The sequence below is a fragment of the Halomonas sp. 1513 genome, from assembly GCA_001971685.1.
GTDB lineage: Bacteria > Pseudomonadota > Gammaproteobacteria > Pseudomonadales > Halomonadaceae > Franzmannia.
In genome coordinates this window covers 316,800-330,264 of record CP019326.1, presented here as the reverse complement: position 1 = coordinate 330,264, position 13,465 = coordinate 316,800, and the positions used below count along the sequence as shown (strand labels likewise).

Sequence of the window (13,465 nt, the reverse complement as noted above, 5' to 3'; positions counted from 1 at the left end):
TCAGGCCGCACCGGATTGCCCGCTGGCGTGGTCCCAGATCATTACCAGCATGCACACCACAAGCGAGGCATAGAGGAACATGAAGCCCGCCGTGCGGATGCCGACCCACTCGTTGCCGAGTACGAACATCAGCGGAAGCAGGGCAGCGAACAGTCCACCCAGGGTCAGCGCCAACCCGCCCACTAGCGGCATCTCGTTTGCGTGATCGCGGTGCAGCAGACGCATCAGGCTGCCCTTGCCGACCCCCATCGCCGCGCCCATCAGAGATAGCAGTAACAGCAAGCCCCACAGAGGCGCCTCATAGCGCACTGCGACCACGCCGTGGACGCCCTGCACCTGCATGGTGAAGGGGGGGTAGGAGAGCAGGAACAGACAGACTAATGTGAAGGCGCTGACCCACCATCGCAGGGCGCGGAAATCACGGCGGTCTGCCCAGGCACCACCGACTACCTGACCGATGCCCACCGCCACCGTGAAGGGCAAGGCAGCCAGGGCAGCCTCTTTGAGGGGAAGTTGAAACTGGGCGCTGAAGTAGGCAGGTAGCCATAGCGCCAACGCCACGAAGGCGCCGAAGAAGAAGCTGTAGACCAGCGCCAGGCGCCATAGCGCCCAGCAAGTCAGGCGGCGCAGCAGCGCCTGGCCAGACGGCGACATTTCCTCCGTCAGGTTCGGCGCAGCGTCGCGGTCGTCGGCAAACAGCCACAGCAGGGCGGCCACCAGCAGCACCGGCAGCAGGTAGATCAGCGGTGCGACTCTCCAGCCATAGGCCTGGCTGACCAGCGGCAGCAGCAAATAGCTGAGCCCGGCGCCAAGCATGCCGGCGCCATACAGCCCCAGCGCCAGGCCGGTGTGGCGTCTTGGGCACAGCCCTGCCACGTAAACCAGCCCCGCTGCGAGAGAGCCGGCCCCCAGGCCAAGGCCGGCACCCGCCAGCAGAAGGTGGTGGTAGTCGCGGGAGTGGGAGAGCCCCCACAGGAAGGGGCAGATTATCAACAGGCAGGCAATCATTACCCGCCGGCCGCCGAACCTCTGCGCCAGCAGGGCCGTAGGTAACGACGCCAGCGCGCCAATCAACATGGGCGCGGCTAATAGCAGGGCAAAGTGCCCCTCACCGAAGCCGAGCAGCGCCTTGAGCTCTACCCCAAGCACCGCAAAGATGGTCCAACTGGCGAACACCAGTGCAAAGGCCAGGGGCGAGAGCAGCACGACAACCAGGCGCCGATAGCCGCCGGTCGGGTCCTGGTCGAGTTGCTGGGCAGCTGTCATCATGGGGGTAAGGAATCGGTGTGGGCCTCGGGAAAGTCTCGGGAGCGCGCCCCCCGAGGTCAAAGGAGCATAAGAGGTATGCGCTTTACCCCAATGGGGTAGTAGACTGGGCCCAGGCCCAACTATCATGAGGCGCAATGAAACTCCTGCGACACTCCCTGGTGGCCCGGATCATCGCCTCGCTGCTGGCCATCAGCGCCATGGCGCTGATCAGCATCGTGGTCACCATGATCGTGGCTGCCCACAGCCGCGGTGACGCCGCTGCCATCAACATGGCCGGCTCGCTGCGCATGAACACCTACCAGATCGTCAGCGCCCTGCAGCGCTACGAGCAGCAGCCCGGCGCTGGGGAACGCGGCAGGGTGAGCGAACTGGCCGAGCGCTTCGAGCAGCGCCTGGTCAGCGCCGAACTCACCGGCGCCATGCCCCAGGCTCAGGACCATTCGCTGCAGCGCCAGCACCGTTTGATCCAGACACGCTGGGAGCAGGATCTTGCCCCTCAGGTAGCCCAGGCCACCGACGGGAGAGGCGTGGATTCCGACGCCCTGCGCGAGACCCTTGATGACCTGGTCGCCGAAATCGACGTCATGGTCACTCTGCTGGAGCAGAACAGCGAATCCAAGATTCAGCTGCTCAGCGTCCTGCAGATCATCTTCCTGGCGCTGATCGCCGTGGTGGTGGTGATCTCTCTCTACGATATCCGCCACAACCTGGTGATGCCGCTCCGCCACCTGGTGGTGCTGGCTCGGGAAGCCGCTCACCGCAATTTCGGTCACCGCACGAAACTCTCCGGTAACGACGAGCTGGCCCTGCTGGGACGCACCTTCGACACCATGGCCGAGGAGCTCGGTACCAGCTATGCCGAGCTCGAGGAGCGGGTATCGCGCAAGCAGGCCGAGTTGGAGCGCAGCAACCGCGCCATGCAGGTGATGCACGACGGCAGCCGCGCCCTCTACGGTGGTGGCAATGACCTCTGTGCCAGTGCTGCGCCCATGCTGCGGCGCTTGGAGCAGCTGCTGGAGATCGGCCCAATCCGCCTGTCCCTCAACGATCCCTACGACGACCGCCAGATCCCGATACTCGCCACCCACTCGGCACGCCGCCCCGAGTACTGTCGCGACTATGACTGTCATGCCTGCCTGATCGACCCCCAGCCCCTCTCCCTCCAGCAGACCGAAGCTGGCGAATGCCTGTTGCTGCCGGTCAGCGTGGGGGACTTGATGCTCGGCACCTTGGAGGTGTGGTACCCGAAGGACATCGCGCTGCCCGACAACGTCAGGCGTCTACTCAACGCCTTGGCCGACCAGCTGGCCACTGCGGTATATCTGCAGCGGCGTATCGAGGAGCAGCAACAGGTCACCCTGATGAACGAGCGCACTATCATCGCTCGGGAACTCCACGACTCCCTGGCCCAGTCGCTCTCATACCTGAAGATGCAAGTCGCAAGACTAGAGCGCATGCAGGCCAAGGGCGTGCCCCAAGCGACCCAGGGGGAAGTATTTGGTGAACTTCGTACCGGGCTGGACAGCGCCTATCGCCAGCTGCGCGAGCTGCTCACCACCTTCCGTCTAAAGCTCGAGGGCCCAGGTCTAAACGGTGCGCTTCGCCAGACGGTTGCAGAATTCAGCGAGCGGCTGGAAAGCCCCATTGCACTGGACGTCGACCTGCCGCCGCACCTGCTCAATCCCAATGAAGAGATCCACGTACTGCAGATCGTGCGTGAGTCGTTGGCCAACGTGGTCAAGCACGCCAACGCCCACAGTGCGGCCGTATCCGTTGCCTTCCGGACCGCCCAGCTACATGTGGTCATCGAGGACGACGGCGTGGGCCTCGAGGACGACAGCTCGCCGCCCATGCACTACGGGCTGGTGATCATGCGCGACCGGGCCGAGACCCTCGGAGGCCAGTTGACCCTGTGCAACCGCCCCGAAGGCGGCACACGCGTTACGCTGATCTTCACTCCGCAGACAGCAAGGCTCATCAGCCAGCACGCCGTGGAAACGCCGTCCCCCACCACGACGCTCGACCCGCAGGTCGACACCCCCACCACCGATGACCATGGGAACAGGGAATAAACCAGGATGACAGCCAAGACCCCCAACACCCCCGCCAGCATCCTGATCATCGACGACCATCCGCTGCTGCGCCGCGGCGTCTCCCAGCTGCTCGAGCTGGAGGATGACATGACGTTGAGCGGAGAGGCCGGCGAGCCCGAAGCAGGCATCCGCCTGGCGTTGGAGCTCGATCCCGATATGGTGCTGCTCGACCTCAACATGCCCGGCATGAACGGCATCGAGACACTCAAGCAGCTCCGCGAGAGGGGCTTCGCCGGCAGGGTCGTGATGTTCACCGTCTCCGACCAGGAGGAGGACGTGGTAGATGCCCTGCAGGCAGGCGCCGACGGCTACCTGCTAAAGGACATGGACCCCGAGGAGATGATTCGCCAGCTACGCCAGGCCTCGCTGGGGCGCATGGTCATCAGCGAGAGCCTCACCGCCCTGCTCGCCGAGGCGCTGCGCAGCCAGCGCAACCAGCCCGCCGCCCCGGATATACACAGCCTGACTCAGCGCGAGCGCGAAATACTGCGCGAGCTGGCTGGCGGCCTTTCCAACAAGATGATCGCCCGTAAGCTGGATATCACCGAAGGCACGGTAAAGGTCCACGTCAAGCATCTACTCAAGAAGCTCAACCTGCGCTCTCGCGTGGAAGCAGCCGTGTGGGCGGTACAGGAAGGCATCGACCGCTAGCCGCCGACGGTTCTGTATGGATACCTCCAAATATTCCCCGGGCGCCGCCGCGCCCCACCCGGCTAATGACATCACAATGAAACTTCTTTAAATACAGAAACCTGGCAATTAACCCCTGCTACCTCCCTGGAGGTATACCGCCCTAATCTGGCGCTTTTCGCCACGTTTCGCCCCCCCGTACACAGGCGTATCTTTCCCCCCAAAGCTCCATGCCTTGATACCAGTCAACCGGTATCTGGCACTGCGAGCGCTGCGCTGTACATCAAGGGGGTACGCCATGACCAGGAAGAATGCCGACATCGAACACTGGGATGTCGAGAACCAGGAGTTCTGGGAAAGGGAGGGCAAACGGGTCGCCAACCGCAACCTGTGGATCTCCATTCCCAGCCTGCTGATGGGGTTCGCTGTCTGGATGATGTGGGGCATGATCACCACCCAGATGCAAAATCTTGGCTTTCCCTTCACCACCGACCAGCTGTTCACTCTGACCGCTACTGCCGGCCTCGCCGGTGCCACTCTGCGCATTCCGGCCTCGTTCATGATCCGTATCGCCGGTGGGCGCAACACGATCTTCCTGACCACCGCACTATTGATGATCCCCGCCCTGGGAACCGGCATCGCCTTGATGAACCCAGAAACGCCCTTCTGGATATTCCAGGCAATGGCCCTGCTCTCCGGAATCGGTGGCGGCAACTTCGCCTGTTCGATGAGCAACATCTCAAGCTTCTATCCGAAGAGCCAGCAGGGCTACGCCCTTGGCATGAATGCAGGCCTCGGCAATTTCGGGGTCACTACCATGCAGATTCTAGTACCGCTGGTGATGACAGTGGGCCTCTTCGGTGCTATTGCCGGCGCCCCCCTGGCGCTTGAGAGTTCAAGCGGCACCCTGATAGGTCGCATAGAAGCAGGCACCGACACCTGGATCCAGAATGCCGGATTCGTATGGCTACTGTTCCTGATCCCACTGGCATTCGCTGGCTGGTTCGGCATGAATAACCTGCGCCCCATTACTCCAAACCCGGGCACTCCCTTGCAGGCTTTTGGAAAGATCCTCGGCCTCTATGGCGTCGGAATACTGGCCACCGTGCTTGGTCTAATGGCACTTGAATGGCTCAACATGTGGCTTGCGCTTCCGCTAACCGTTGTGCTGACGCTCGTCATGCTGCGACTCTTGCCCGGCGAGGATATCAAGCCAAATATTCAGAAGCAGTTCGCCATCTTCAGGGACAAGCATACCTGGTCGATGACCCTGCTCTATATCCTAACCTTCGGATCCTTCATCGGCTTCTCAGCGGCGCTACCGCTCTCTATCACTATCATCTTCGGCAGCTTGGTCGAGGTTGCCGCAGACGGCAGTGTGACTCGCGTCGCCAACCCCGATGCCCCCAGCGCGCTGACCTGGTCCTGGATCGGCCCCTTTATTGGCGCCCTGGTTCGCCCCATCGGCGGCTGGGTCTCGGACAAGCTGGGCGGCTCATTTGTCACACAGGTCATCACCATCGTCATGGTCGTCGCCGCTATCGCAGCCGGTTACGTGATGATGCTGGCCTATAACGCCGCCGACCCCAACCCGTATTTCTGGATATTCATGCTGCTGTTCATCGTCCTGTTTACCGCCAGCGGTATCGGCAATGGCTCCACCTTCCGCAGCATCGGCTTCATCTTCGATGCCCAGAAAAAGGGACCGGTGCTGGGCTGGACGGCTGCAGTAGCGGGCTACGGCTCCTTTATCGCGCCGGTGATGATCGGCAACCAGATTCGGGCGGGATCCCCCGAGGTTGCCATGTACGGATTCGCAGCCTTCTATGCGATTTGCCTGGTGATCAACTGGTGGTTCTACCTGCGCAAGAACGCCTACGTGAAGAACCCATGACAATTCCTGCATTCGGCAAGGCGGCCGCCTAGGTCGCCTCCCCCCTACACACGCAAGGTGCACCATGAAGATCATGCTCGCCTATGACGGCTCGCGTAACGCCAAGCTCGCCTTGGCCCAGGCCGTGGAGATGTTCCGCTGCAATGTCCCGACGCTGATGCTTGTTGCCGTTGCCGAGAACCCCCGGCACTCCACCGACGCCAATGAGGATCTCTTCCAGGAGGAGGTCGAGGAATTGCACGCAGCCTTGGCAGAAGCGAAGACATTCGCCGAGAACGAAGGCTTCGCCGTGCAGACCCACATGGCGGAGGGTGACGCCCGCAAGCAGCTGCTTCATGCGACTCGCAGTCTCCAGCCCGACCTGCTGGTGATAGCTCGCCACAGCCAGAAGCCCGACGGGGGCATTATCGCGCAATCGCTGAGCTACTTCGTCGATGAGCTCGACTACATGACCTTCGGCAGCGTCAGCTCTTTCCTGGCCAGACGCGTCGAGGTGCCGCTGCTGATCTTCCCGAGCCCATGAGACGGACGCATCGATTAGCCACCGTCATCACGTCCTTCTTTAATAGGATGATTTCACCATGAAAGTCGCCGACCTGTTCAAGGTACGTTCCCCGGAGATCAAGGCCCTGCACCTGACCTGGATCGCCTTCTTCATCACCTTTTACGTCTGGTTCAACATGGCGCCGCTGGCCACAAGCATGCTGCGCGACATTGACTGGCTGACCCAGGACCATATCCGCCTCTTCGCCATCGCCAACGTGGCCCTGACCATTCCGGCACGGATCATCGTCGGCATGGCTCTTGACCGCTTCGGGCCCCGGCGAGTCTTCTCCATCCTGATGGTGACGATGGCGGTGCCCGCCCTGGCCTTCGCATTCGGCAATACCATGACCCAGCTGCTGGTCGCGCGCCTGGTCCTGAGCTCTATCGGCGCCAGCTTCGTGGTCGGTATCCACATGACCGCGCTGTGGTTCAAGCCCAAGCATATCGGTTTCGCCGAGGGCTTCTACGCCGGCTGGGGCAACTTCGGCTCTGCCGCCGCTGCCATGACCCTGCCCACCATCGCCCTCGTCTGGTACGGCGGCGACGAGGGCTGGCGCTGGGCGATCGCGCAAAGCGCCTTGGTGATGGCTGCCTACGGCATCTATTACTGGTTCGCCATCAGCGATGGTCCAGATGCCACTTCACACCGCAAGACCCGCAAGGCGCTGGCCATGGAGGTGAGCACCTGGGCCGACATGATCAAGCTGATCCTGTGGACCATCCCACTGGTGGGCTGCCTGGCCATCCTGGTATGGCGTATCCAGGACATGGGCTTCATGTCCACCACCACCGCCGTCTTCGCCTACCTGGCCATCCTCGCCGTGGTCGTCTACCAGGTGGTACAGATCATCCGCGTCAACGTGCCGATCCTGAAGAAGGGGGTACCGGATGACGACAAGTACCACTTCAATAGCGTGGCGGCACTAAACACCACCTACTTCGCCAACTTCGGCGCCGAACTCGCGGTGATCTCCATGCTGCCGATGTTCTTCGAGCAGACCTGGGGACTGTCCGCCGCCGCCGCAGGCCTGATCGCAGCCTCGTTTGCCTTCGTCAACCTGGTGGCGCGTCCGATGGGAGGGGCCGTTTCGGACCGCATGGGCAATCGCCGCTTCGTGATGCTCAGCTACATGTTCGGCATCGGCATCGGTTTCACCCTGATGGCGATGATGAATGCTAGCTGGCCACTGATCGTGGCGATCGCTATCACCATCTTCACCTCCTTTTTCGTGCAAGGCTCCGAGGGAGCCACCTTCGGCATCATCCCATCGATCAAACGCCGTATCACCGGCCAGATTTCCGGCATGGCCGGGGCCTACGGCAACGTGGGGGCGGTGGTCTATCTGACCATCTTCACCTTCGTCACCCCGACCCAGTTCTTCTATATCTTGGCGACGGGCGCCTTCTTCAGCTGGCTGGTCTGCTTCATCTGGCTCAAGGAGCCAGAGAACGCCTTCGCTGAGGAGTACCACATTTCTTCCGTGGACCGGATGATCGCCGAGCAGGAGCAGCTCAAGGCCGAAGGCAGAGCCTCACCGTAACACCTCGCCCCGATGGCCGGCTCTGGCCGGTCACCGGCATCGCTAGCAGGGGGCAGCATGGCAACTGTACGCTTCAAGCAGTACTCGGTTCTCACCGCCAATACCTTCGCCTTCACCATGTGCTTCATGGTGTGGACCATGTTCGGCGAGATCGGCGTACCTATCGCCGAAGAGCTCGACCTCAACGGCACCCAGTTCGGGCTGCTGACATCGGTGCCCATCCTGACTGGCGCACTGATGCGCCTGCCTCTGGGAGCCTTGACTGACCGTATCGGCGGACGGCCGGTATTCATGGCACTGATGCTGGCTACGGTACCGGCCATCTGGGCGGTGCAGTTCGCGACCCAGTTCTGGCAACTGATCCTGCTTGGCGCCGTGGTCGGGTTGGCCGGCAGTGGCTTCTCGGTTGGCATCACCTACACCGCCAAGTGGTTTGATCGCGACCGCCAGGGGCTGGCCATGGGGATCTTCGGCGCTGGCAACGCCGGGGCCGCCGTGACCAAGTACATTGCCCCGACGGTGATCATCTTGCTCGGCTGGCAGGCAGTGCCCAATATCTATGCGGCGATCATGCTCATTACCGCCGTCCTCTTCTGGTTCTTCACCTTTTCCGATCCGGCGCACCGCAACCCCGACCGCCCCTCGCTGAGCGAGCAGGTTGCCGTGCTGCGCGACCCCAAGGTATGGAAGTACTGCCAGTACTACTCGGTGGTGTTCGGTGGCTATGTGGGCGTGTCGCTGTGGCTGACCCGTTACTACATGAACGAGTACGGCATGGGCATCCAGCTGGCGGCGCTGATCGCCACCATCTTCGTGCTGCCTTCCGGGGTGGTACGTGCCTTCGGCGGCTGGCTCTCGGACCGCTTCGGCGCCCACACCGTGACCTGGGCCTGTATGTGGGCCAGCCTGATCGCACTGTTCATCATGTCCTACCCGGAGACCCAGTACGCGGTGCAGGCCGCTGGTGGCGAGGGCACCATCGAGTTCGGCTTTGGCATTCCGATCTGGCTGTTCACGCTGGCGCTGTTCGTGGTGGGCATCGCCTGGGGCATCGGCAAAGCCTCGGTGTTCAAGTACCTGTCTGACGAGTTCGACCGCAATCTTGGCCTGGTCTCCGGCATTGTCGGCCTGGCGGGCGGTGTCGGTGGCTTCCTTCTACCGATCATGTTCGGCGCACTGGTCGACTACACCGGCGTCGCCACATCGGTGTGGATGCTCTGCTTCGGCGTGACCCTGGTATCGATCATCTGGATGTGGTGGACCGAGCGACGCATGCCGATCTTTACTCGCGACGCGTATCACCAACCCACGGTGGTCAATTCCAAGATCCGGGAAGTCTGAGCTGAGCCATAACGCCCAGGGCAACACCGCGGGGCTCATCTCACACGTCAGGGGATACAAGCCGGCAGCGCACTGCCGGCGGTGGGAAATCAGCCCTCGGTGAGGTCTTCTATCCAGGTCAGTGATGCCACGCCTGCTGGCAGCCCCAGGGTCGGAATGGCCAGCATGGCCACCTGCTTCAGCGCCTCGGGGGACTCGCCCTCCTCCAGGCCGCGGCGGGCATGGGAGTGCACCGCCCCCTCGGAGCGCGCACCCACGGCGAGTGCCAGCTTGACCAGCCGGCGCGTTCGCTCATCCAAGGGGCCGGCCTCGGCGCATGCTTTACCCAACTCCGCGTAGGCGCTCCACACCTCGGGGTATTGCTCGGCGACCTTGCCCGCGCCGGAGGGAAGTTGCTCTTGGCTCATCGAATCGCTCCTTGTGTGATGGGGTGTCCGGCAGTATAGCCGCAAGAACATGGAGTGCCGGTTGCACGAGTCATATCCTGCCTCAGGCGACCGCCAACCAGGAGAGCGGGCTCTTTTGCAGTGCCGCCCCCAGCATATAGACGAAGGCAGCCATTGCAGCTATCGCCGCGCCGCCGCGCACGGCGGGGCTTCGCCCGCGCTTGATCGCCAGCGTGCCAAGGCCGATGTAGACAAGCAAGGCGATCAGCTTGGCGGCTAGCCAGGGATGCTGATGGGGCCACATCCGCAGCATGACCATCAGCAGCACACCGAGGGCCAGCAGCAGAGTGTCGTTGATATGCGGCAGCACCTTCACCCAGCGGCGCTGCAGCCAGGGCGACTCGCGTACCGACCACCAGGCCCTCAGCGCGAACAGCGCCAGGCTGAGCGTTGCGGCGGTGATGTGCAGGTGCTTGATCAGGAAGTAGTGCTCGATCATCTCGGACCTCGCAGAAAGCTTAGCCGTCCTTGCCGTCCACGCGAGTGGTCAGCAGCGGTACCGTGTAGTGAAACAGGAAGATCAGAAAAGCGATGCACCAGAACAGGATGCTGACGCTGTAGGTCCAGTGCGTGATCTGCGGGAACATCGCCAGCACTGGCGAGCGCAGCAGCGCCCCTGCAAACATCAGCATGAGCCCGATCCCGATGCCTGGCAGGGTGCGAATCTCCCGCCCGGTATGGCCGAGGGCGACCCGGGCCATCATCGCCAGCATCATGCTGCCGATGCCACCGATGGCCAGCGCGTGGACAGCCAACTCCACCCGAAATACGCCAGTATGAGCAAGGGCCCACATCACCAGTCCTACCACGATGAAGGCGTAGCTAAAATGCAACCCCCACAGCAGGGGTTCATGCAGGGTCCGCCACCCTTCCCAGCGCGCAAGCCGCACGCCATTGGCGCCAGCGGCCACCAGCATGGCCCACCCCAGCAGACCGGGCGGCAGCTCGATCGAGAGCAGAATTGCCAGCTGCACCAGCACCACGGCGTAGATGGACCACAGCGAGAGACGCTCGAGCATCGGCCAGTCGGCTGGCCGCTGGCGTCCCAGCTTGCGCGAGGTAAAGAAGGGGATCACACGGCCACCGAGCATCACCATCAGGGCGGCGATCAGCAACACCGCAAGATAGCCGCCTTCGCGGATCAGCAGCCACTGCCCGCGCATTACCCCGATGTGCATGGCCAGGTTGGCCACCGCCAGCAGCAGCAGGATGGGCACGAACACCAGGTTGCGCCACTGACGAACCGCCAGCACCATCTGCCCCAGGGCTAGCGCGGCCAGCGGCAGGAAGGCCAGGTCGATGACCATCAAAAGCCCAGCCGGCAGCCCCATGGGAAACGCAAGCAGCAGCCGCGCGGCTAGCCAGACGCCGACCAGTCCCAGCAGAAGCCAGCCCTGCAGGCTGCGCTGCCCGGTCCAGTTCTGTGCTGCGGTCAGCAAAAACCCCACCACCACGGCCGCGCCAAACCCAAAGAGCATCTCGTGCTGGTGCCACCACATCGAGCCTCCGTGGGGACGCAGCAGCAAACCGCCGTGCCAGAAGGCGAGCCACACCATCAGCGACAGCACCCCGAACAGCGAGGCCAGCAGGAAGAACGGGCGAAAAGCGAGCCGGGCAATGGGCGCCCCGGACGGCTCGGGTGGGGGTAAGGTCATGGCAGGCATCCCGACAGTTGCACTTGGACTTTCCCCATTGTGCCTCGCCCGACAACGCCGGAACCATGACAGGCATCAAGAATACTTCTTATCAGCAGCATGTCAGCGGCCGGTGCGGGTCTTGTCCCGGTTCGCCGAGCGCTCAGGCGCTTGCCGGGCCCGCACTGCTTGGGCCTGCTGAGACGCCGGCAGGGTCACTGGAAGCTCACCACCTCACCGCGACGATTGAAGGCCAGGAAGGACTCGATACTGCCCATCTGCAGCGACTCCACCATGCGCCGCAACTGCTGCTCAATGATCCCATCATCGCCGGGATCGGCCATGGCAGCCGCGAAGACGAGGTCCCAGTCCTGGCCAGTCTCACGCGACTGCTCGACGAAGGTGGCCATGTCGCTGAGCTCCTCGGGGGTCCTGTCGACACAGGTGACCGGTGTCAGTGCCCCGCCCTCGCCCTGCTCGAAGCGGCGGCGCTGCTCTTCGCTGGGGTAGTCGGGTAGTTCGGCCCGAGTGCACACCAACAGCAGGCGCTGCGGCTCGGGCTGTTTACGCGCTTCGGAGAGCAGGTCGGCAAAGTTTGAAATGGCCATGAAGTCTCCTTGGGATTCATTGCTCGGCTGACGCCCTCAGGTTAGAGGGAAAGCTTCAGCGGTGGAACGTGTCAATCTCGGCCAACTGCGACAGCTCGCCTCATGACAGACGGAACAGTAACATGTATTTTACATGAATGTTATAAATCAAGACCCATGATCAAGGACTTACTCCCTATGCTCAGTCGTGACCAGGAACTGCTAATCGAGGAAACAGCCCCGGTGGTTGCCGCCCATCTGGATGACATCACCCGCCGCTTCTATCCGCTGATGTTCGCGCGCTATCCGGACGTCGAGCCACTGTTCAACCAGGCCCACCAGCAGGACGGTGGCCAGCCCCGGGCACTGGCGCGATCCGTGCTGGCCTATGTCCAGCTCCGCCAGGACTCCCAGCAGGCCCGCGGCGCCCTGGCCACGGTGGTCAGCAAGCATGTCTCCCTCGACATCCAGCCCGATCAGTACCCGATCGTCGGTGAGTGCCTGATGGCGGCCATTGGCGAGGTACTGGGAGATGCTGTCACGCCAGAGATTGCCGCGGCCTGGAGTAGCCTCTACGAGGAGCTCGCCGGCCTGCTGATCGAGCTGGAGGACCGCCGCTACCAGGAGTTCGAGCAGCGTCGCGGCGGCTGGCGCGGCCCGCGCGAATTCCGCATCGCCGAGACCCGGCAGGAGAGTGCGGTGATTCGCTCTTTCGTGCTCGAGCCGGTGGACGGCGGCCCGGTAGCCGACCACGCCCCAGGCCAGTACATTGGCGTCAGGTTGACCATCGACGGCAAGCCGCTGTATCGCCACTACAGCCTCTCCGATGTTCCCAACGGCAGGCACTACCGCATCTCGGTGAAGCGCGAGCCCCAGGGGCGCGCCAGCCGCCACTTGCACGACGCAATGGCGCGTGGCGATACCCTGGAACTGCTTCCACCGGCCGGCGACCTGACCCTCGCCGAGGGTGACGAGCCCCTACTGCTGGCTTCCGGCGGCGTGGGCCAGACGCCGATGCTACCCTTGGCTCGCCAGGCACTCGCTCAAGGCCGCCGGGTGGTCTACCTGCACGCCGCCCTGGATGCCGAGCACCACGCCTTCCGCGATGAGGTGGCGGCCCTGGCAGAGGCGCACCCGGGACAGCTGCAAACGGTGAGCGTCCACGAGCACGGCGACCAGGCCGACCATACCGGCCGGGTCGACCGCACGCTGCTGGCGCGACTGCTACCGGAGAACGTACGCTGCTACACCGTGGGACCCCAGGGTTTCATGAGCGCCGTCGACAAGGCCCTGGCCGAGCTGGGCGTACCAGCCGAACGTCGCCACCACGAGCACTTCGGCCCCTCTCGCCCCCTCGACGCTGCCTGAACGCCTGCAAGCGCGCCCTGGCTCACCAGGGCGCCAAGCTCTTCATTCCTCGACCATTTCGCCATGCCATGACGCGTATCAAAAGCGTGACCTCGATAGTCGACTAGCATGGTCGG

Annotated in this window: 11 protein-coding genes and 1 pseudogene; 7 read left to right on the top strand and 5 right to left on the bottom strand. The window is 63.1% G+C overall.

What is annotated here, in order from left to right; translation table 11 throughout:
• Window positions 1-1,269 carry a hypothetical protein gene (locus BWR19_01595; protein APX91741.1) on the bottom strand — a complete coding sequence of 423 codons (1,269 nt, stop codon included), beginning with the start codon at window positions 1,267-1,269 and terminating at the stop codon, window positions 1-3.
• Between the two features lie 134 nt (window positions 1,270-1,403).
• Here BWR19_01595 and BWR19_01590 point away from each other — a divergent pair.
• The 6 genes and pseudogenes from BWR19_01590 (at window position 1,404) to BWR19_01565 (ending at window position 9,314) form a co-directional block, all read left to right on the top strand.
• Window positions 1,404-3,266: pseudogene (locus BWR19_01590) on the top strand (nitrate/nitrite sensor protein NarX).
• 81 nt (window positions 3,267-3,347) lie between these two features.
• Window positions 3,348-4,013 (top strand): two-component system response regulator NarL, encoded by a 666-nt coding sequence (locus tag BWR19_01585; protein APX91740.1) that lies wholly within the window; start codon window positions 3,348-3,350, stop codon window positions 4,011-4,013.
• 277 nt (window positions 4,014-4,290) lie between these two features.
• Window positions 4,291-5,886 carry an antiporter gene (locus BWR19_01580; protein APX91739.1) on the top strand — a complete coding sequence of 532 codons (1,596 nt, stop codon included), beginning with the start codon at window positions 4,291-4,293 and terminating at the stop codon, window positions 5,884-5,886.
• A gap of 64 nt (window positions 5,887-5,950) precedes the next feature.
• Window positions 5,951-6,409: a universal stress protein UspA gene (locus tag BWR19_01575; GenBank protein APX91738.1), complete on the top strand. Its 459-nt coding sequence runs from the start codon at window positions 5,951-5,953 to the stop codon at window positions 6,407-6,409.
• A 58-nt stretch (window positions 6,410-6,467) separates the two neighbouring features.
• On the top strand, window positions 6,468-7,973 hold the full coding sequence (locus BWR19_01570; protein APX91737.1) for an MFS transporter: 1,506 nt from the start codon (window positions 6,468-6,470) through the stop codon (window positions 7,971-7,973).
• 57 nt (window positions 7,974-8,030) lie between these two features.
• Window positions 8,031-9,314: an MFS transporter gene (locus BWR19_01565; GenBank protein ID APX91736.1), complete on the top strand. Its 1,284-nt coding sequence runs from the start codon at window positions 8,031-8,033 to the stop codon at window positions 9,312-9,314.
• An 89-nt stretch (window positions 9,315-9,403) separates the two neighbouring features.
• Here the strand turns inward: BWR19_01565 and BWR19_01560 are convergent, their stop codons facing one another.
• The 4 genes from BWR19_01560 to BWR19_01545 form a co-directional block, all read right to left on the bottom strand.
• The gene (locus tag BWR19_01560; protein APX91735.1) at window positions 9,404-9,772 is read right to left on the bottom strand and encodes a carboxymuconolactone decarboxylase; all 369 of its coding nucleotides are present in this window, start codon (window positions 9,770-9,772) and stop codon (window positions 9,404-9,406) included.
• A 31-nt stretch (window positions 9,773-9,803) separates the two neighbouring features.
• Window positions 9,804-10,196, bottom strand: coding sequence for a regulator SirB (locus BWR19_01555; GenBank protein ID APX94857.1), 393 nt, complete (start codon window positions 10,194-10,196; stop codon window positions 9,804-9,806).
• 22 nt (window positions 10,197-10,218) lie between these two features.
• A complete protein-coding gene (locus tag BWR19_01550; protein APX91734.1) occupies window positions 10,219-11,415 on the bottom strand; it encodes an NnrS in 1,197 nt (398 codons plus the stop codon).
• Between the two features lie 194 nt (window positions 11,416-11,609).
• Window positions 11,610-12,002 carry a ribonucleotide reductase subunit alpha gene (locus tag BWR19_01545; GenBank protein APX91733.1) on the bottom strand — a complete coding sequence of 131 codons (393 nt, stop codon included), beginning with the start codon at window positions 12,000-12,002 and terminating at the stop codon, window positions 11,610-11,612.
• A 177-nt stretch (window positions 12,003-12,179) separates the two neighbouring features.
• Here BWR19_01545 and BWR19_01540 point away from each other — a divergent pair, with 177 nt between their 5' ends.
• On the top strand, window positions 12,180-13,349 hold the full coding sequence (locus BWR19_01540; protein APX91732.1) for a nitric oxide dioxygenase: 1,170 nt from the start codon (window positions 12,180-12,182) through the stop codon (window positions 13,347-13,349).
• The last annotated feature ends 116 nt before the right edge of the window (window positions 13,350-13,465 follow it).

Bases quoted from the DNA above. Each gene is read 5' to 3' on its own strand.
- BWR19_01595 (APX91741.1), bottom strand. From the start codon at position 1,269: ATGATGACAGCTGCCCAGCAACTCGACCAGGACCCGACCGGCGGCTAT.
- BWR19_01585 (APX91740.1), top strand. From the start codon at position 3,348: ATGACAGCCAAGACCCCCAACACCCCCGCCAGCATCCTGATCATCGAC.
- BWR19_01580 (APX91739.1), top strand. From the start codon at position 4,291: ATGACCAGGAAGAATGCCGACATCGAACACTGGGATGTCGAGAACCAG.
- BWR19_01575 (APX91738.1), top strand. From the start codon at position 5,951: ATGAAGATCATGCTCGCCTATGACGGCTCGCGTAACGCCAAGCTCGCC.
- BWR19_01570 (APX91737.1), top strand. From the start codon at position 6,468: ATGAAAGTCGCCGACCTGTTCAAGGTACGTTCCCCGGAGATCAAGGCC.
- BWR19_01565 (APX91736.1), top strand. From the start codon at position 8,031: ATGGCAACTGTACGCTTCAAGCAGTACTCGGTTCTCACCGCCAATACC.
- BWR19_01560 (APX91735.1), bottom strand. From the start codon at position 9,772: ATGTTCTTGCGGCTATACTGCCGGACACCCCATCACACAAGGAGCGAT.
- BWR19_01550 (APX91734.1), bottom strand. From the start codon at position 11,415: ATGACCTTACCCCCACCCGAGCCGTCCGGGGCGCCCATTGCCCGGCTC.
- BWR19_01545 (APX91733.1), bottom strand. From the start codon at position 12,002: ATGGCCATTTCAAACTTTGCCGACCTGCTCTCCGAAGCGCGTAAACAG.
- BWR19_01540 (APX91732.1), top strand. From the start codon at position 12,180: ATGCTCAGTCGTGACCAGGAACTGCTAATCGAGGAAACAGCCCCGGTG.